Origin of the sequence: Enterobacter sp. 50588862 (genome assembly GCF_001462935.1) — a bacterium.
In the GTDB taxonomy this organism is placed as follows: Bacteria; Pseudomonadota; Gammaproteobacteria; order Enterobacterales; family Enterobacteriaceae; genus Enterobacter; species Enterobacter bugandensis.
On record NZ_LNHM01000036.1, the window covers coordinates 60,648 to 79,549 of the forward strand.

Here is an 18,902-nt window from a genome sequence, read left to right on the forward strand (position 1 = left end):
CTAAAATCACATAAAAAAACAAATTTTTACATTTTTATGGTCATTATTCGTTCAGATGTCCGGCCACGTTTCCTTTCCATGTCATTTTTCTGACACGTTTGTTCATTACGTTGTGGGCTTCACTTTCCGGATGCTAACAATATGAAAAGAAAAATCATTCCTGTGCTTATCGGCTGTACGCTCTCTTTCTCTGGCCTGGCGGCGCAGCCCACGGCTGAGCACTATGTTGTCAGCTTCCCTGACGGCTCACACGTGAAATACAGCGGCGCGTTTGCCGGTGCGTTTCCGAATGGACTCCCGGTAGGGATTGGCTCCGGCCTGCTGTTTACGGGCAAGCAGGGCGATGCTCTGACCTTCGCGACCGTGACCGATCGCGGTCCTAACGCCGATGCGCCCAAAATGGGTAAAAACGAAGCCAAGATTTTTGTCACGCCGGGTTTCGCGCCGCTGCTGATGACCATCCGCGTTCAGAACGGCAAAGCGGAGGCAACGGATGCCCGCCCGCTGCATGATGATAAAGGCGAGATTAACGGCCTGCCGCTGCAAAGCGGCGTGATTGGAGCCACCAATGAGGTGGCGTTCAGCGATACCCTTAAAATTCTGAAGGGTGACAACCGCGGGCTGGACACGGAAGGCATCACCCCGGACGGCAAGGGCGGCTTCTGGCTGTGCGACGAGTATGGCCCGTTCCTGATTAACGTCGACAGCAAAGGGAAAATTCTGGCGATCCACGGGCCGCAGGCGGCGGAAGGGGAAAAATCCATCGCGGGCGGTCTGCCAAACGTTATCAAATGGCGCCAGCCGAACCGGGGCTTTGAAGGCCTGACCCGGATGCCGGACGGGCGGATTATCGCCGCCGTGCAAAGCACGCTGGATATCGACGGTAAGAGCAAAAATCAGGCGCTGTTTACGCGTCTGGTCAGCTTCGACCCGGCGACCGGGAAAACGGCGATGTACGGCTACCCCATCGACAGCGCGGCCTACAGCAAAAACAGCGACGCCAAAATCGGCGACATCGTGGCGCTGGACGACCAGCACATCCTACTGATTGAACAGGGTGAGGATAAAAATGACGCGATGCGTAACCTTATCTACAAGGTGGATCTCAGCAAGGCGAGCGACCTGACCGCTTTCGACAAGCCGGGCGAGTACCCGGAGTTTGATGATGAGAAAACCCTGGCGCAGCGCGGCATTACCCTTGCTGCAAAAACGCAGGTCGTCGATCTGCGCGCGCTGGGCTGGAAGCAGGAGAAGGCCGAAGGGCTGGCGCTGATCGACGGCAAACGGCTTGCGGTGGCGAACGATAACGACTTTGGCGTGAAGGTGGCGATGCAGCATCCGGTCGAGGGCAAAAAGCTCAAGGACTATCGGGTTAACGAGGAAAGCAAGCTGACGCTGGATGATAAACCGGTGGAAACCACGCTCAGCGTGAAGCCGCTGAAGAAGCCGGAGTCAGAGAGCGAGCTGTGGATTGTGACGCTGCCGGAGGCGTTGAAATAAGTTTACCCCTCATCCTTCCCCTCTCCCCACAGGGCAGAGGGGAAGCAAGGCTGTTATTTCTTCAGACCCGCAAACGCTGCTCGGATTTCTTCTTCCGGCAGCTGGATACCAATAAACACCATCACGCTATGCGGCGCTTCATCGCCCCACGGGCGGTCCCAGTCGGCGCTGTACAGGCGCTGTACGCCCTGAAACAGCAGGCGGTTTGGCTCGCCGTCGATCCACAGCATGCCTTTGTAGCGCAGCAGCTTGTCGGCAAACGACAGCAGCAGGTTTTCCATTACCCGCGAGACCTCGCTGATGTCCACCGGATAGTCCAGCTCCACCACAATCGACGCCACGTCGTTTTGCTTGTCTCCCATAAAGTGGAAGCGCGGTTTCGTGGTGACGTTCTCCTCCAGCATAAAGCCGTTGGTGTTAAACAGCTGGGATAGATCGATATCGCCATATGTCACCGTATAAATCGGCGCGCGCGAGTTGATGCGCTTCAGGCGCTCGCGGAGTTTTTCGCTGTCGCCTGCCACGTCGGTTTTGGTCAGCAGAATGCGGTCGGCGTAGCCCACCTGAGACTGGGCAATGGTGAACTGGTTCATCTGCTCGTCGGCGTGGACCGCGTCTACCAGGGCAATCACCCCGTCCAGCAGGTAGCGCTGGCAAAGAATATCGTGCGAGAAAAAGGTCTGAATAATCGGGCCGGGGTCGGCCATGCCGGTGCACTCGATCACCAGGCGGTCGAAGTCAATTTCCCCGCGCTCGCGACTGTCGAGCAGGTCCAGCAGGGCGTCTTCCAGCTCGTTAGAGCGGGTGCAGCAGATGCAGCCGTTGGTCAGGGTTTTGATTTGCGTGGCGCGGTCTCCGATTAATTGATCGTCAACGGAGACTTCGCCAAATTCGTTTTCGATGACGGCGATTTTGAAGCCGTGCTGCTCGTTCAGGATGTGGCGCAGCAGGGTGGTTTTACCGGCGCCGAGGAAACCGGTCAGCAGTGTAACGGCAATCGGGGTCATGGTCTCTCCTTTAGCAGCAGCGGACGCCGCCTTCTCCACTTCCGCCGTAGCGCGCTTCCTGACGCTCGCGGAAGAATTCGGTGTAGGTCATATACGGCTTATCCGGATGGTTGGTCTTCATATGCTCAACGTAGTTGTCATAGTCCGGAATGCCAATCAGCATCTTCGCCGCCTGACCGAGGTATTTTTTTGCTTCGCCTAAGTTACCAAACATAGTCCATCCTGATAAGAACAAAGCCCCGCCGGAGCGGGGCTGAATACAACCAGATTAATGGTGTGAAGAGGTCTTCACGCCGCCTTCCGGCACCGGCACGTACGGGGTCTCTTTATCCGTACGGCCTTCGGTGTTGCGCACTTTCATCCAGGTTTTGATGCCGTAGAAGATAATGCTGTACACCACCACCAGGAACAGAATGCTCAGACCCGCGTTGGTGTAGTTGTTCACCACGATATGGTTCATGTTGGCAATCTGCTGTGCGGTCAGATCCGCGCCGCCTGCGGCAATCTTCTCTTTGTACTGGTTAGCCATGAAGAAGAAGCCTTCCAGCTGCGGGTTGGTGCTGAACAGCTTCAGGCCCAGCGCCCAGGTGGTGCAGAGCAGCAGCCATAACGCAGGAACCACGGTCACCCAGATGTATTTGGTGCGTTTCATCTTCACGAGGACAACGGTACCGAGCACCAGGGCAACGGCTGCCAGCATCTGGTTAGAGATACCGAACAGTGGCCACAGGCTCTTCACGCCGCCGAGCGGGTCGACAACGCCCTGATACAGCAGGTAGCCCCACAGCCCTACGCACCCGGCAGTACCCAGAACACCCGCTACCAGAGAGTCGGTTTTCTTCAGGAACGGCACGAAGTTGCCCAGCAGATCCTGCAACATAAAGCGGCCTGCACGGGTACCGGCGTCCAGCGCGGTGAGGATGAACAGCGCTTCGAACAGAATACCGAAGTGGTACCAGAAGCCCATGTCCGCCCACGGCAGCACTTTGTGGAACACGTGTGCGATACCCACGGCCAGCGTCGGCGCGCCACCTGCGCGGTTCAGCACGGACGGTTCGCCAATGTCCTTCGCGGTCTGCATGATCTGCTCAGGCGAGATCACGAAGCCCCAGGAGCTGACGGTCGCCGCCGCGTGTGCGCTGGCCTCTTTCAGCTGTGCCATGATCAGCGCGGTATTTTCCCCGCCCATCTCATGCAGGTTTGGCATGGTGATGCCCAGACCCGCCGGTGGGGTGTTCATCGCGAAGTACAGGCCTGGCTCGATAATCGAGGCCGCAACCAGCGCCATGATCGCCACGAAGGACTCCATCAGCATCGCGCCGTAACCGATAAAGCGCGCGTCGGTTTCGTTAGCCATCAGCTTCGGCGTGGTGCCGGAGGCGATCAGCGCGTGGAAGCCAGACACGGCGCCGCAGGCGATGGTAATAAACAGGAACGGGAACAGGGCGCCTTTCCACAGCGGACCGGTGCCGTCAATGTACTGCGTCACCGCCGGCATTTTCAGCTCAGGGTTGATGATCACAATCCCGATCGCCAGCCCGACGATGACACCGATTTTCAGGAAGGTCGCCAGGTAGTCGCGCGGAGCCAGAATCAGCCACACCGGCAGCAGGGCGGAAACGAACGCGTAACCGATCAGCGCGAAGGTGATGGTGGTGTCCTTGAAGGTCAGCGCCGGGCCCCAGTACGGGTCGTGCGCAATCACGCCGCCGAAGTAGATGGAGGCGACCAGCAGTACGATACCAATGACCGACACTTCACCCACGCGGCCAGGGCGCAGGAAGCGCATATAGATGCCCATGAACAGCGCAATCGGTACGGTAGAACAGACGGTGAAGACGCCCCACGGACTTTCGGCCAGCGCCTTCACCACGATCAGCGCCAGCACCGCGAGGATGATGATCATGATCAGGAAGCAGCCGAAGAGGGCGATAGTGCCCGGCACGCGGCCCATCTCTTCTTTGATCATCTCACCCAGCGACGAACCGTTACGGCGCGAGGAGATAAACAGCACCATAAAGTCCTGCACCGCCCCCGCCAGCACCACGCCCGCCAGCAGCCAGAGCGTACCTGGCAGGTAGCCCATTTGCGCGGCCAGTACCGGGCCAACCAGCGGGCCAGCACCGGCGATAGCGGCAAAGTGGTGACCAAACAGCACGTAGCGGTTGGTTGGCACGTAGTTCAGACCGTCATTGTTAATGACTGCCGGGGTGGCGCGCGTCGGGTCGAGCTTCATGACCTTCTGCGCGATGTATAAGCTGTAGTAGCGATAAGCCACAAGGTAGACGGAAACCGACGCGACCACGATCCACAGGGCGCTGACGTGTTCGCCCCGGCGCAATGCGACAACCGCCAGACAGAAAGCGCCGAGGATCCCGAGTAAGGCCCAGGGCACGTGCTTAAGTAGTTTTTTAGTATCCATAGTAAGACCTGGTTTTTTATGTAAAGAAAAAAGGGTCAGGGTTCGTTGTGAGGAGGTATTGATTAATGCTGGAGCGATCGTGCCAGATCCGCGCGCGCGTAAAGGACGGTAAATGAGTGAGTGGTTGAAAGTGATGGGTGAGCGGTCAAAGGACGCGGCGAGTGGTTCAGGCTCGCCGCTGGTCGGGAAAATTATGTGATTGAGATCACGTGGTTTTCCGGGCTGCGCTCCATCGACAGGTAGCTTTCCAGCGTCTTGATGAGCTTCTCCTTCAGCCAGCTCGGCTCCAGGATCTGAATATTCGGCAGCCAGTAGAACAGCAGCGGCAGGATCTGGTTTTCGTGTGCCGCCTGGCAGCGCAGCGTGACGCCGCCGCGCCGCTCCTCCAGCAGCTCCTGTTCCGGCAGGAGATCGCGGCGCAGGAAGTAATGTGAAATATTATCCTTAATGAATATTTTCACGGTGAAAGTAGTTTCGGACACCCACGGGTCGAGGCTTTTTTCCAGCAGTTCCCGGACATTTTCATCAGGGGTAAAAAAGGTTTTTTGAACATCAAACCAGCTAATCTGGCTTAATGAAAAGGATTTCAACCGGCTATTTTCGGTAGCTTGTAAATACCATATATTTTTTTTGTTAATGAGTTTATAGGGATTAATCAGACGGGTTTTACCCTTATAAACGATCTGACAGACATTATGGTTCTTAATCGATTTCTCGATTTTCGCTAAATGGCGGCGGATATCACGCTGCACCGTGTGCTCTGCGTCATTACCGAGGATAAGAATATGGTTTTCGTCGACGCGCGCCTCCAGCTTTTGCCAGAAGTCCGTATTTCTTTCAGGGAAAAAGTTATCGGCATTCAGGAAGTTAGCCAGAGCATGATGTAATCCCTGCCCGCCGGGAGATTGGGCGGAATGGATCAGTCGATATAGCCCGTTACCGGTATGTTCAACAATGGGCGAGAGCGCATTTAAATCCCGGTAGACGGTGCGCTCGGTAATTTTAAATTTCTCCATTAGCGCACTGCGGTTTACTACGCCGTGTAAATGTAGCTCAAGGAGAATATCGACCAGACGTTCAGCCGAGCGGCTCCGCGTCGTTTTAGCCATAAGGTCTTCCTGTATATTGGGTATGCGCTGAACAATGCAAAAGCACTGACCGGAGATGTCAGTATTCAGGCACAGAAAATTTCTCTTATGGATATATAACGGCGTGATTTAGCGGAAACCTTAGGAATTTTTGTAGAAAGCGGCGCTGGCCCGAAAAAAGGCCAGCGCGAGGGGGATCACACGACGGCTTCCATCTCCATCATCACCGGGTGGAAACGGCGCTTAAAGTAGATCAGGCCGTGTCCCGCGTCACTCAGGATGATGTTTTTCACTTCGACAAGATAAACCAGATGCGTGCCGATGGTTTGCACCTGGGTAATCTCGCCTTCCAGACTCGCCAGCGCGCCTTTCAGCACCGGCTGCCCCAGCGGGCCTTTCTGCCAGCAGGAGAGGGCAAAGCGCTCCTCCATTGCCATCCCGGTCATCCCGGCGAAGTGGCGGGCCATGATCTCCTGCTCGTGGTTCAGCACGTTGACGCACAGCCTGCCGTTGCCCTGAAAGACCGGGTTCATGGCGCTGTTGGCGTTAATGCAGACCATGACCGACGGCGGGGTATCCGTCACCGAGCAGACGGCGGTGGCGGTAATGCCGCAGCGTCCGGCATCGCCCTCGGTGGTGACCACATTGACCGCCGCCGACAGGCTGCTCATTGCGTCGCGAAAACGCAGGCGTTGTTCATCTGAATGCATTGTAACCTCCCGCTGCGCTATTTCAGCAGCTTGTCGAGCATGTTGATATCGCTGTTGTTGTGCAGGTGCGGCACGGTCCAGCCGTGCTGGTCGTATTCGGACATGCAGCGGTCGACCATTGCCATCATCTTGTCCATATTCCCGGAGCTTTGCGCCTGACGCAGGCATTGCAGGCGGATCTCATCCTGGCTTCCGGAGTAGTTAATCTCGTACAGCTCGTGACGACCGCCAAATTCGCTGCCGATGGCGTCCCACATCAGTTTCAAAATCTTGATGCGTTCGACGTGATCCATTCCGTTGGAGCCGCGCACGTACTTCGCCAGATACTGGTCGATCTGCGGGTTGTTCAGGTCCCGCGCGCTGGACGGCAGGTAGATCAGCCCGGAGGTCACGTTACGTTCGATGATGTTCTTGATCTTCGCGTAGGCCATCGGGGCCATCACGCGGTAGGTTTGCAGCGCCGCGTGGTCCGGCAGGTACGCGCCGTTAACCCACGGCGTGGCTTCGGAGCACATGGAGTCGCTCAGCGCCCAGAACATATTGCGCCAGGCCACTACTTCACCGAGATCCGCCTGCACGCCGCGGAACTCCAGGGTACCGGTGCACTCCAGGGATTTCTTCAGCAGGGCGGTGATGAAGTCGAGCTTCACCGCCAGACGCACGCAGGCCTGCAGCGGGTACATGCGGGCGAAGCCGCCCTCCATCGTCCAGCGACGGCAGCGGTCGAAATCGCGGTAGATCAGCACGTTTTCCCACGGGATCAGCACGTTATCCATCACCAGGATCGCGTCGTTCTCGTCGAAGCGGCTGGAGAGCGGGTAGTCGTACGGGGAGCCGGTTGCGCCTGCCACCATCTCATACGAGGCGCGGGAGATCAGCTTCACGCCTTCGGCATCCATCGGCGCGACGAACATCAGTGCGAAGTCCGGGTTTTCGCCCATCACCTGCGCGGAGCCAAAACCGATCATGTTGTAGTGGGTCAACGCCGAGTTGGTCGCCACCACCTTCGCGCCGCTGACGATAATCCCGGCGTCGGTCTCTTTCTCCAGCTTGATGTAGACGTCCTTCACCTCGTCCGCCGGCTTGTGGCGGTCGATCGGCGGGTTGACGATAGCGTGGTTAAAGTACAGGCCGGTTTCCTGAATGCGGGTGTACCAGTTGCGGGCGTTCTGCTCGAACTGACCGTAGAAGGCAGGGTTCGCTCCCAGCGCGCAGCCGAACGCCGCTTTGTAGTCCGGCGTGCGCCCCATCCAGCCGTAGCTCAGGCGCGACCACTCGGCGATGGCGTCGCGCTGCTGGCGCAGGTCGTCGGCGCTTTTCGCCACGCGGAAGAACTTATGGGTGTAGCCGCCGCTGCCGGTGTCGGTGCCCCAGCAGAGGGTATCCTGCATGTCAGGCTTGTGCAGCGCGTCGTACATCTGCGCGATGGAGGCCGCCGCGTTGCGAAACGCCGGATGGGTGGTGACGTCTTTGACGCGCTCGCCGTAGATGTAAATCTCACGGCCGTCCTGCAGGCTTTTTAAATACTCTTCGCCGGTTAACGGACGTTTGGCATCAGTGCGGAAATCTTCAGGCTTCATAGGGACCTCATATCGGAAGATGATTGTTAAATTTATGTTTTGTTTTTGTTGTTTAATTGAAGCGTGAGAGGGGCGGAACGTGAAGGGACGTTTGGGACAACGGCGGGTACTTTTCGGGCGGAGAAGGGATTTGTGATCTGTGCGGGTTTTTGGCGGGTGGCGCTGCGCTTACCCGCCCTACATACCGCGATGCGTTCAGGAAACCGGTACTTTCTGCGCCCGATACGCGCTGGGCGAGCAGCCCGTCAGGCGATTGAAAAACCGGGCGAAATAGGCCGGATCTTTAAATCCCAGCTGCCAGGCAATCTCGCTGACCGCGCTGTCGGAAAACAGCAGCAGGCGCCTGGCCTCGCGCAGCTGCCGGTCGAAGATCAGCCGTTTCGGCGAGCGGTTGGCGAAGCGGCGGCAGATGTCCGTCAGGCGGGATTCGGTCAGGTGCAGTTCGCTGGCGTATTCCGGCACCGTCCAGTGCTGGTGATAGTGGGTGTCGATCAGCTGGGTAAAGCGCTGGAACAGCTTCAGCTCGCCGCGCATCCCGCTGGCCGCGTGGTCGTCGAGCTTCGCGTTGCGCAGCAGCAGGGTAAATACCGCCTGCGCCAGCAGGACCAGCGTATGCTCACGGCCCGGCAGCTGCGCCGTGGATTCCCGGGCGATGAGCTGCCAGTAGTGCTTCAGCGCCGCCAGTTCGTCCGGCTTGTCGGCAAGCGACAGACAGATCCCCGGCAGGCCGAACGCTTCCCGCGTGCCGGGGTAGAGCACTTCTAACAGCGGCCAGATGAGATCCTCGCGCACCGTCAGCACGTGCCCGTCGCTGTCGGATTCGGTGATAAACGCGTGCGGCACCGACGGCGGCGTCAGCACAAACAGCGGCGCCTGCACCGAATAGCGGTGGTCGTCGAGCTGGAGCTCAATCTGCCCGGTGTCGAGAAAGTGCATCTGAAAGTACTGGTCGTGACGATGCGCCTGCATGTCGCGGCCAAAAAAGGCCGCCATGCGGGCGAACGACTGATAGTGCACGTCGTCGGTGCCCAGACTTTCGTCGTACTCCTTGCTGATATCAATGTTGGCGATAGGGCTCTGGCACATGATCGTTCCTCTGTTGAACCCGCTGCGTCATCGGGATGCGCGTCAGCACCAGCGCGCCGACCACCAGCAGACCCGCCACGAACCACAGCCCGGAGCTGAAGCTGCCGGTTGCGTCGCGCAGAATACCAATCAGCAATGGGCTGACGGCAGACCCGACGTTGCCGATGGCGTTGATCACCGCCAGCGCCACCGCGCGGGATTGCAGGCTAATAACCCGATCCGGGGTGGTCCAGAATATTGCCATGGCGGTAAACGATCCGGTTGAGGCCATGATGATGCCAAGCAGCTGGATCAGGCTGTGATCGGTCGCCGAGGCCAGCATCCATCCCGCCGCCGCAAACAGATACGGCAGGATGGTGTGCTTTTTTCGCTCTTTCAGCCTGTCGGAGCGGCGACTCCACCAGATCATCCCGAGGATGGTGCAAAACTGCGGGATCGCCGCCAGCAGGCCAATCACGATATTGCTGCTGCCGGTGTTGAAGCTTTGCAGGATCTGCGGCGTCCAGATGTTGATCGCGCTCAGCGTATTGGTCAGACAGAAGTAGGCCAGCGTGTAGAGCAGCACGGCGGGCGTAAGCACCTCGCGCAGCGTCGAGCGCGGCGTGGCGGATTGGGCGATGGCGACCTCCTGCTCGCGGGCGATCATCGTTTTCAGCGCCTGCTTTTCGTCGTCGTCCAGCCAGGTGGCCTGGTCCGGCGTGTCGTTGAGGTAAAACCAGGTCACCACGCCGAGCACCACCGACGGCAACCCCTCCAGCAGAAACAGCCACTGCCAGCCCTTCAGGTTCCACAGCCCGTCCATCGCCAGAATGTACCCGGAGAGGATCGAGCCGAGCATCATGGTCACCGGCATGGCGATCATAAACAGCGCGTTGGCGCGGGCGCGGTGATAGGCCGGGAACCACCAGGTGAGATAGACCAAAATCCCCGGCAGGAAACCGGCTTCCGCAATGCCCACCAGCATGCGCAGGACGTAAAGCGTTTCGGGGCTGGTAGCGAACATGGTGCAGGTGGAGGCAATGCCCCACACCACCATGATCCCGGCGATCCAGCGGCGTGCGCCGACCTTCGCCAGCATGATGTTGCTGGGGATCCCGCACAGCACGTAGGTGACGTAAAACAGCGTCGCGGCCAGGCCAAACATGGTCGACGTGAGGCCCAGATCTTTGCCCATCGTCAACCCGGCAAAGCCGATGTTAATGCGATCGAGAAACGAGAAAACAAAAAGGATAAAGAGAAACACGATCAAACGACGGAACAGCTTATTCATTGCGCGATGTTCTACATCTTTATTATGCAGGGTTGAGGTCGTCATGTTGCGCTCCACATCGTACGTTTAGTAGACGGATTTATTGTTATCAACTGCTGTGGTGCCGTCGGTAAAGCGGGCCGCCAGCGCTTCGGCGCTGCGGGCGAGCAGGGTGGTATCCACACCGACCGCCACAAACAATGCGCCGAGGCCGAGATAGCGTTTCGCCAGCTGTTCATTCGCCATCAGGATGCCGGGCGCTTTGCCCGCGCGGAGGATCTGCGCGATCGCCTGTTCGATGGCGGCCTGCACCTCCGGGTGCTGCGGATTGCCGGCAAAGCCCATGTCGGCGCTCAGATCCGCCGGGCCGATAAACACGCCGTCGACGCCTTCCACGTCCAGGATCTGCGGCAGGTTTTTCAGCGCCTCGCGGGTTTCGATCTGCACCAGCACGCACATGGCGTCGTTAGCCTGATGCAGGTAATCCGGGATGCGATTCCAGCGCGAGGCGCGCGCCAGGGCGCTGCCGACGCCGCGGATGCCCGCTGGCGGGTAGCGGGTGGCGCTTACCGCCAGCCGCGCCTCGTCAGCGTTTTGCACCATCGGCACCAGTAGGGTTTGCGCGCCTATGTCCAGCAGCTGCTTGATCTGCACCGGATCGTTCCACGACGGGCGCACCACCGGCTGGCTGGGATAGGGGGCGATAGCCTGGAGCTGGGTCAGGACGGTCTGCACGCTGTTCGGCGCGTGCTCGCCGTCGATCAGCAGCCAGTCAAAACCGGCCCCGGCCAGCAACTCAGCGCTGTAGCTGCTGGTCAGCCCCAGCCATAAACCGATTTGCGGGCGGCCCGCCTTCAGCGCCGCTTTGAATGCGTTTTGCATGGTCGCCTCCTTACACAAAGCGACAGCTGATGGAGCCCATGTTGCCGTAGTCAACATGGAAGGTGTCGCCTCTGCTGGCGGCAACCGGACGGGTAAACGAGCCGCCGAGGATGATTTGTCCGGGCTCAAGCTGCACGTCGTACGGCGCGAGCTTGTTCGCCAGCCACGCCACGCCGTTCGCCGGGTGGTTAAGCACGCCAGCGGCGACGCCGGTCTCTTCGATCACGCCGTTGCGGTAGAGCAGGGCGGAGATCCAGCGCAAATCCAGCGCGTCGGGCTTAATCGGACGACCGCCGAGGATCACCCCGGCGTTGGCGGCGTTGTCGGAGATGGTGTCGAACACCTTGCGCGGGCGCTGGGTCTCCGGGTCAACGTTGTGGCAGCGGGCGTCGATCAGCTCCAGGGCGGGAATGACGTAATCCGTGGCGTTGTAGACGTCGAAGATCGTGCAGTTTGGGCCGCGCAGCGGTTTTGCCAGCACGAAGGCCAGCTCCACTTCGATACGCGGCACGATAAAGCGATCGACGGGGATGTCGCTACCGTCGTGGAAGAACATGTCGTCCAGCAGCGCGCCGTAGTCCGGCTCGCTAATCTGCGAGCTGGCCTGCATCGCCTTCGAGGTGAGGCCAATCTTGTGGCCTTTCAGCACGCGGCCTTCGGCAATTTTCAGGCTCACCCATTCGCGCTGTACGGCGTAGGCGTCTTCGATGGTGATCTCCGGGTACTCCAGCGAGATCGCGCGGATCTGCTCCCGGGACTGTTCCGCCTGATGCAGGCGGTGGGCGATCAGGGTATGGGTGTGTTTATCGAGCATGGCGATATCCTGTTTTTGCCGGGTGGCGCGTAGCGATCCCGGCCTACATTCTTGGCTGTTGTAGGCCCGGTAAGCGAAGCGCCACCGGGCGAGCAGACGGCTACTTAAACAACGCGTGCACGTTGTTTTGTTTGTAATTGAGCGTCGGATCCAGTTCTTCCATGGCGAACGACAGCGCCAGATAGCGCTCCGCCATCAGCTCCGCGAAGTGGGTTTTGATCAGCGCAAACAGCATCTCCCCCACGGCTTCCCGGCTCTCCAGGCTTCGCCCGGCGCCGATCTTCAGCGTCATATGCACAAAGGCGTAATCATGCTTACCGTCCGCCATCTGCCAGGTATCGAGCCAGTGGGCGCGGCTGCGGATGCCGCCGAGCGGGAAGATCCCCGTGGCGGCCAGCGCCTCGTTCACTCTGGCGAACAGCCCCGGCAGGTCGGCCTGCGCGCGGATGTTGTCGGTACATTCAGCAATAAAGTGCGGCATAACGACTCCTTATGCGGGCAGCGGGAAAACGGCGTTGACCTGTCCGGTGCCGGAGCTGGCGAACAGCTCGGTGAGGAACTCCACCTTGCCGTCGTATTTATCCCAGCCCAGCATCCCCAGCAGCATCACCGTGTCGTGCATGTTGCCCTCGCCGTAGCAGTAGTCGGCGTACTCCGGCAGCATGCTGCAAAACTCTTTAAACTGGCCTTCGCGCCACAGCTTGACCACCCGCTCGTCCATCTGACGGTCGAACTCGCGGGTGTAGCTGTTCATCCCTTCTTCCGCACGCTGGTCGTCGATAAAGCGGTGCGAGAGCGAGCCGCTGGCGAGCACCGCCACGGTGCCGTCGTACTTTTCGATGGCGCTGACGATGGCCTCGCCCAACCTGCGGCTGTCGGCGAAATCGTGAACCGTGCAGAACGCGGAGATTGAGATCACTTTGAAGTGCTTATCCGCGTTCATGTAGCGCATCGGCACCAGGGTGCCGTACTCCAGCTTGAGGCTCGGGATGTTATGCGCCTTGGCGCGCACGCCGAGCTTCACCGCTTCGTCGGCGATCAGCTGCCCGAGCTCCGGGTTGCCGTCGTAGTCGTAGGTCATGTCGCGGATAAAGTGCGGTAGCTCGTTGCTGGTGTAGACGCCCGAAAAATGATCCGCACAGTTGATGTGGTACGCGCTGTTCACCAGCCAGTGGGTGTCGAACACGATGATGGTGTCCACGCCCAGTTCACGGCAGCGCTTGCTGATCTCTTTATGCCCGTCGATGGCGGACTGGCGGCAGCCGTGGTTTTTCCCCGGCAGCTCGGAAAGGTACATCGACGGCACGTGGGTGATTTTTGCTGCTAACGCTAGCTTGCCCATTGTCAGATCCCCCATTTTGGAATCGGATGGTCGCCCATGGAGATGCAGACGTTCTTCATCTCCGCGAACACTTCAAAGCTGTACTCGCCGCCCTCGCGGCCGGTGCCGGAGGCCTTCACGCCGCCAAACGGCTGGCGCAGGTCGCGCACGTTCTGGGTGTTCACGAACACCATGCCCGCTTCAATGCTGCGCGCCAGGCGCAGCACCTTGCTGACGTCCTGGGTCCAGATGTATGACGCCAGGCCGTACTCCACGTCGTTCGCCAGGCGCAGCCCTTCCGCCTCGTCCTTAAACGGCAGCAGGCAGGCCACTGGCCCGAAGATCTCCTCCTGCGCCACGCGCATGCGGTTGTCGACGTCCGCCAGCACCGTCGGGCGCAGGAAGTTGCCGCCTTTCAGGTGTGCAGGCAGATCGGTCGGTTTGTCCGGGCCGCCCGCCAGCAGGGTGGCGCCTTCCTCGATGCCGAGGCGGATATAGCCGGAGACTTTCTCCCAGTGCTGCTGGCTGATGAGCGCGCCAATCTGGGTGTTCGGATCGGTCGGATCGCCCACGCGCAGGCGATTGGCGCGTTCGGCGAAGCGCTTGACGAACTCCGGGTAAATGCTCTGCTGGATGAAGATGCGCGAGCCCGCGGTGCAGCGCTCGCCGTTGATGGAGAAGATGGTGAACAGCGCGGCGTCCAGCGCGCGCTCGATGTCGGCATCCTCAAAAATCAGCACCGGCGATTTGCCGCCCAGCTCCATGGAATACTTCTTCAGCCCGGCGTTTTTCATGATGTTGCGCCCGGTGGCGGTGCCGCCGGTGAAGGAGACCGCGCGCACGTCGTGATGACGCACCAGCGCGTCGCCCGCCGTGGCGCCGTAGCCCTGCACCACGTTCAGCACGCCCGCCGGAATACCCGCTTCGAGAGCAAGCTCGCCCAGACGGTCAGCGGTCAGCGGGGAGAGCTCGGACATCTTCAGCACCGCGGTGTTGCCCAACGCCAGGCACGGCGCGACCTTCCAGGTGGCGGTCATAAACGGCACGTTCCATGGAGACACCAGCGCGCAGACGCCCACCGGCTGCACCAGCGTGTAGTTGAGCATTTTGTCGTCGACCGGGTAGGTTTTGCCGTTCATCTGCTGGCACACCTCGGCGAAGAACTCGAAGTTGTGCGAGGCGCGCGGGATGAGCACATTTTTGGTCTGGTGGATCGGCAGGCCGGTGTCGGCGGTTTCCATGGCGGCGATCTCGGGCACGTTCTGGTCGATCAGATCCCCCAGGCGACGCATCAGGCGCGCGCGCTCCTTCATCGGCAGGTTGGCCCATTTCGGGAACGCCTCTTTAGCGGCGGCAACGGCCTGATGAATTTCCGCTTCACCGCCGGAGGCGACTTCCGCTAATACCTCGCCGGAGGCCGGATTAGTGGTATGGAAGTACTCGCTTCCGGCGACGTTTTTACCGTTGATCCAGTGGTTAATCTTTTTCATTTTGCAGTCTCCTCGCTGACAATCCGGTTCACCAGGCGGCCCACGCCTTCCACTTCCACCACCACTTCATCGCCCGGCACCACGTCGGACAGCCCCTTCGGCGTGCCGGTGGCGATCATGTCGCCCGGCTGCAGGGTCATAAAATCGCTCAGATACGCAATCAGGTAAGGAATGCTGAAAATGAGATCGGCGGTGGTGCCTTCCTGACGCAGTTCGCCGTTGACGAAGGTGCGCAGGGTTAAGTTATGCGGATCAGGAATGGCTTCTTTCGGCACGATGTTCGGGCTGATGGGGGTTAATCCGTCGCGGCTTTTGACCCGCAGGTTCGGGCGGTAGTAATTTTCCAGGTAGTCGCGGATGGCGTAGTCGTTGCAGACCGTGTAGCCCGCGACATACTCCATCGCCTCGGCTTCGCTCACCTTACGCGCGGTTTTACCGATGACCACCACCAGCTCCGCCTCGTAGTGCATGTATTCGATATTGTTCGGGCGCACCGAGGTCTGGTTATCGCCATTGAAGGTGTTCGGCGCTTTGATGAACACCAGCGGCTCGGTGGGCGGCTTGAAGTCCAGCTCGCTGGCATGATCGGCGTAGTTAAGACCGAGGGCGAACAGCGTGGCGTGTTCAGGCGTGCGGTGGGAAAGGGCAACGTCGCGCTCGTTCACCACAGGGTTTTCCAGCGGCGGGAAACCTTCCGCCAGAATCCGCACGCGATCGCCCGGGCGGATCTCCACGCGGCTTTGCGGCGTGCCGAGCAGGATCGCATCGCCGGGATTGAGGGTGGCGAATTCGCTCAGGGCGCTCAGCAGTTCGGCGGCGCTGCGCTGCAGATCGGCGGTGTTCCAGTGGTCCGCTTCGCGGCCGTTGATCTCGGTGATGATGGTCAGGTTGTCGACGTTATCAACGGCGGCCAGCTCGCCAAGCGGGCAAAAGCCGTCCCGGCATTTGGCCTTAATGGCCGGACGGTAGAAGCTCTCTTCCGGCAGGCTCACTTCGTTGGCCAGCGCGTATCCCGCGATGTAGGCCGCGGCGTCCTCTACGCGCACCCTGCTGGCGGTTTTACCCACAACCAGCGCCACCGTCGCGCCGCTTAACACCGTTTCCCCCTGCGGGAAAGGAATGGGCTCGCCCGCGCGAATCACCGTGTTGTGCGGTTTGATAAACCACACCGGCGTTTTTGGCGGCGTGTTGTAAGGGGCTTTTTCAAACGCCTCAGCCCAGGCTTCTTGCTGACTCTGGTGGTTCAGCGCGACGGCAAATACGGTACCTTTCATTCACCTACTCCTCACCCCGACGGTCCGGGTTATGATTTCATTAATATGTTAATGATCTGGTTTTATGCTTTTGCTGTTTATTTCGCAATCAGAAGTGAAAAATTTGTGATATGAATAACAATAAATTTACATTATGGATTTTAATCCTATGTAAATCAGTTGATTAATAAAAACGAATGGTTTCTGTTAGACTTTCTGGCAGGAAACGTGTTGTTTATAAAAACATCTTTTATGAATCGTTTACTTGTTAATGATGTGAAGGGGAGAGGCTATGCATGATTCATTAACCATCGCGCTTTTGCAGGCGCGGGAAGCGGCGATGTCGTACTTCCGTCCGATTGTGAAGCGGCATAACCTCACCGAGCAGCAGTGGCGCATCGTACGCGTGCTGGCTGAACATCCGTCGATGGATTTTCACGATCTGGCGTTTCGCACCTGTATTCTGCGCCCGAGCCTGACCGGCATTCTGACGCGCATGGAGCGCGACGGCCTGGTGCTGCGCTTAAAGCCGGTGAACGACCAGCGCAAGCTGTACGTGTCGCTGACCAAAGAGGGAAATGCGCTGTACGAGCACGCCCAGGCGCAGGTGGAAGAGGCGTATCAGCAGATTGAGGCGGAATACACGCCGGAGAAGATGAAGCAGCTGACGGCGCTGCTGGAAGAGTTTATTGAACTCGGAAACCGGCATAACGCAGCGCGGGAAGAAGAGTAAAAACCACAAATTCCAGGATGATTTTCGTAAAGTTTTCCCTTTCCAGGCCGAAAATTCTGTATCTGTCTGAGGAAAGAGAAAACATGTTAAACCGTATCAAGATTGTCACCAGCTTAATGCTGGTTTTAGCGATATTTGGCCTTTTACAACTCACATCCGGTGGTCTTTTCTTTAATGCTCTGAAGAATGACAAAGAGAATTTCACCGTCCTGCAAACCATTCGTCAGCAACAATCCACCCTTAACGGGAGCTGGGTTGCGCTGCTGCAAACCCGTAATACCCTGAACCGCGCGGGCATCCGCTACATGATGGATCAGAACAATATCGGCAGCGGCGCGACCGTTAACGATCTGATGCAGATTGCGTCTGCCTCGCTGAAACAGGCGGAAAAAAACTGGGCTGACTATGAAGCCCTGCCGCGCGACCCGCGTCAGAGCGACGCCGCTGCGCTGGAAATTAAACGTAACTACGATATCTACCACGGTGCGCTGGCTGAGCTGATTCAGCTGCTGGGGGCGGGCAAAATCAACGCCTTCTTCGACCAGCCGACCCAGAGCTACCAGGATGGATTCGAGAAGCAGTACGTGAGCTACCTGCAGCAGAACGACAAGCTGTACCAGATGGCGGTTGAAGACAGCAACAGCTCTTACACTCAGGCTATCTGGGTGCTGATCAGCGTGCTGGTTGCCGTGCTGGTGGTGATTGTGGCCGTCTGGCTGGGTATCAAGCAGGCGCTGATCTCTCCGCTGACGCGTCTCATTGACAATATTCGCCACATCGCCAGCGGCGACCTGGTGAAGCGCATCGACGTGGAAGGCTCTAACGAGATGGGCGAACTGGCCGACTCGCTGCGTCATATGCAGGGCGAGCTGGTGCGTACCGTGGGCGACGTGCGTAACGGCGCGAACGCTATTTATAGCGGCGCGAGCGAAATCGCGATGGGCAATAACGACCTCTCTTCCCGTACTGAACAGCAGGCCGCTTCACTGGAAGAGACCGCTGCCAGCATGGAGCAGCTGACGGCGACCGTTAAGCAGAACGCCGAGAACGCCCGTCAGGCGAGCCACCTGGCGCTAAGCGCGTCTGAAACCGCGCAGAAGGGCGGCAAGGTGGTGGACAACGTGGTGCAAACCATGCGCGATATCGCGGGCAGTTCGCAGAAAATTGCCGATATCATCAGCGTGATCGACGGCATTGCCTTCCAGACCAACATCCTGGCGCTGAACGCGGCGGTAGAAGCGGCGCGTGCGGGCGAACAGGGCCGTGGATTTGCGGTGGTGGCAGGGGAAGTGCGTAACCTGGCCCAGCGCAGCGCTCAGGCAGCACGTGAGATCAAGAGCCTGATTGAAGACTCCGTGGGACGCGTGGAAGTGGGTTCAACGCTGGTGGAAAGCGCCGGTGAAACCATGGGTGAGATCGTGAACGCGGTGACCCGCGTGACCGATATCATGGGCGAGATTGCCTCTGCATCCGACGAGCAGAGCCGCGGTATCGACCAGGTGGGCCTGGCGGTGGCAGAGATGGACCGCGTGACCCAGCAGAACGCCTCGCTGGTAGAAGAGTCAGCCGCAGCGGCGGCGGCGCTGGAAGAGCAGGCGAGCCGTCTGACGCAGGCCGTGGCGGTGTTCCGCATTCAGCAGGAGCAGATGAAAGCGCGCGAGTTCGCTTCTGCGAAAACCGTTGCAGCACCGGCGATGGCGCGTAAAACGGTTACCGCTGATGCAGGTGATAACTGGGAAACCTTCTAACGCCGTGTGTTGTGCCGGG

17 protein-coding genes are annotated in these 18,902 nt (G+C 59.1%); 3 read left to right on the forward strand and 14 right to left on the reverse strand.

Annotated elements, in window-relative coordinates; genetic code table 11:
• Positions 1-141 precede the first annotated feature (141 nt).
• A complete protein-coding gene (locus tag APT89_RS18515; protein WP_060573264.1) occupies positions 142-1,500 on the forward strand; it encodes an esterase-like activity of phytase family protein in 1,359 nt (452 codons plus the stop codon).
• 53 nt (positions 1,501-1,553) lie between these two features.
• Here the strand turns inward: APT89_RS18515 and yjiA are convergent, their stop codons facing one another.
• The 14 genes from yjiA to hpaG form a co-directional block, all read right to left on the reverse strand.
• The gene (yjiA, locus tag APT89_RS18520; RefSeq protein ID WP_060573266.1) at positions 1,554-2,507 is read right to left on the reverse strand and encodes a GTPase; all 954 of its coding nucleotides are present in this window, start codon (positions 2,505-2,507) and stop codon (positions 1,554-1,556) included.
• 10 nt (positions 2,508-2,517) lie between these two features.
• Entirely contained in the window at positions 2,518-2,721 is a 204-nt protein-coding gene (locus APT89_RS18525) for a YbdD/YjiX family protein (RefSeq protein ID WP_003856610.1), read from the reverse strand.
• Positions 2,722-2,775: 54 nt separating this feature from the next.
• Positions 2,776-4,929, reverse strand: a complete 2,154-nt coding sequence (locus APT89_RS18530) for a carbon starvation CstA family protein (protein WP_028015394.1) — start codon at positions 4,927-4,929, stop codon at positions 2,776-2,778.
• 191 nt (positions 4,930-5,120) lie between these two features.
• A complete protein-coding gene (locus APT89_RS18535; protein WP_048957191.1) occupies positions 5,121-6,038 on the reverse strand; it encodes a helix-turn-helix transcriptional regulator in 918 nt (305 codons plus the stop codon).
• 176 nt (positions 6,039-6,214) lie between these two features.
• Positions 6,215-6,727, reverse strand: a complete 513-nt coding sequence (locus APT89_RS18540) for a 4-hydroxyphenylacetate 3-monooxygenase reductase subunit (protein ID WP_041911318.1) — start codon at positions 6,725-6,727, stop codon at positions 6,215-6,217.
• Positions 6,728-6,744: 17 nt separating this feature from the next.
• Positions 6,745-8,307, reverse strand: a complete 1,563-nt coding sequence (hpaB, locus tag APT89_RS18545) for a 4-hydroxyphenylacetate 3-monooxygenase, oxygenase component (protein WP_049007416.1) — start codon at positions 8,305-8,307, stop codon at positions 6,745-6,747.
• A gap of 195 nt (positions 8,308-8,502) precedes the next feature.
• Positions 8,503-9,393: a 4-hydroxyphenylacetate catabolism regulatory protein HpaA gene (gene hpaA, locus APT89_RS18550; RefSeq protein WP_047363639.1), complete on the reverse strand. Its 891-nt coding sequence runs from the start codon at positions 9,391-9,393 to the stop codon at positions 8,503-8,505.
• A complete protein-coding gene (gene hpaX / locus APT89_RS18555) occupies positions 9,365-10,708 on the reverse strand; it encodes a 4-hydroxyphenylacetate permease (protein ID WP_060573269.1) in 1,344 nt (447 codons plus the stop codon). Before hpaX ends, hpaA begins: the two co-directional genes overlap by 29 nt.
• A gap of 21 nt (positions 10,709-10,729) precedes the next feature.
• Complete coding sequence (gene hpaI, locus APT89_RS18560; RefSeq protein WP_060573270.1) at positions 10,730-11,524, reverse strand: 4-hydroxy-2-oxoheptanedioate aldolase; 795 nt, start codon at positions 11,522-11,524, stop codon at positions 10,730-10,732.
• A gap of 10 nt (positions 11,525-11,534) precedes the next feature.
• Complete coding sequence (gene hpaH, locus APT89_RS18565; RefSeq protein WP_045259529.1) at positions 11,535-12,338, reverse strand: 2-oxo-hept-4-ene-1,7-dioate hydratase; 804 nt, start codon at positions 12,336-12,338, stop codon at positions 11,535-11,537.
• Positions 12,339-12,438: 100 nt separating this feature from the next.
• The gene (locus tag APT89_RS18570) at positions 12,439-12,819 is read right to left on the reverse strand and encodes a 5-carboxymethyl-2-hydroxymuconate Delta-isomerase (RefSeq protein WP_060573273.1); all 381 of its coding nucleotides are present in this window, start codon (positions 12,817-12,819) and stop codon (positions 12,439-12,441) included.
• Between the two features lie 9 nt (positions 12,820-12,828).
• Positions 12,829-13,680: a 3,4-dihydroxyphenylacetate 2,3-dioxygenase gene (gene hpaD / locus APT89_RS18575; RefSeq protein ID WP_041911312.1), complete on the reverse strand. Its 852-nt coding sequence runs from the start codon at positions 13,678-13,680 to the stop codon at positions 12,829-12,831.
• Between the two features lie 2 nt (positions 13,681-13,682).
• The gene (hpaE, locus tag APT89_RS18580; RefSeq protein WP_047367279.1) at positions 13,683-15,149 is read right to left on the reverse strand and encodes a 5-carboxymethyl-2-hydroxymuconate semialdehyde dehydrogenase; all 1,467 of its coding nucleotides are present in this window, start codon (positions 15,147-15,149) and stop codon (positions 13,683-13,685) included.
• Positions 15,146-16,423 carry a 4-hydroxyphenylacetate degradation bifunctional isomerase/decarboxylase gene (hpaG, locus tag APT89_RS18585; RefSeq protein WP_041911310.1) on the reverse strand — a complete coding sequence of 426 codons (1,278 nt, stop codon included), beginning with the start codon at positions 16,421-16,423 and terminating at the stop codon, positions 15,146-15,148. The genes hpaE and hpaG overlap by 4 nt, the downstream gene beginning before the upstream one ends.
• A 271-nt stretch (positions 16,424-16,694) precedes the next feature.
• On the opposite strand from hpaG, the gene hpaR reads away from it, so the two are divergent.
• Positions 16,695-17,135 (forward strand): homoprotocatechuate degradation operon regulator HpaR, encoded by a 441-nt coding sequence (hpaR, locus tag APT89_RS18590; RefSeq protein WP_023334396.1) that lies wholly within the window; start codon positions 16,695-16,697, stop codon positions 17,133-17,135.
• Positions 17,136-17,218: 83 nt separating this feature from the next.
• The gene (gene tsr / locus APT89_RS18595) at positions 17,219-18,883 is read left to right on the forward strand and encodes a methyl-accepting chemotaxis protein (protein ID WP_041912068.1); all 1,665 of its coding nucleotides are present in this window, start codon (positions 17,219-17,221) and stop codon (positions 18,881-18,883) included.
• The last annotated feature ends 19 nt before the right edge of the window (positions 18,884-18,902 follow it).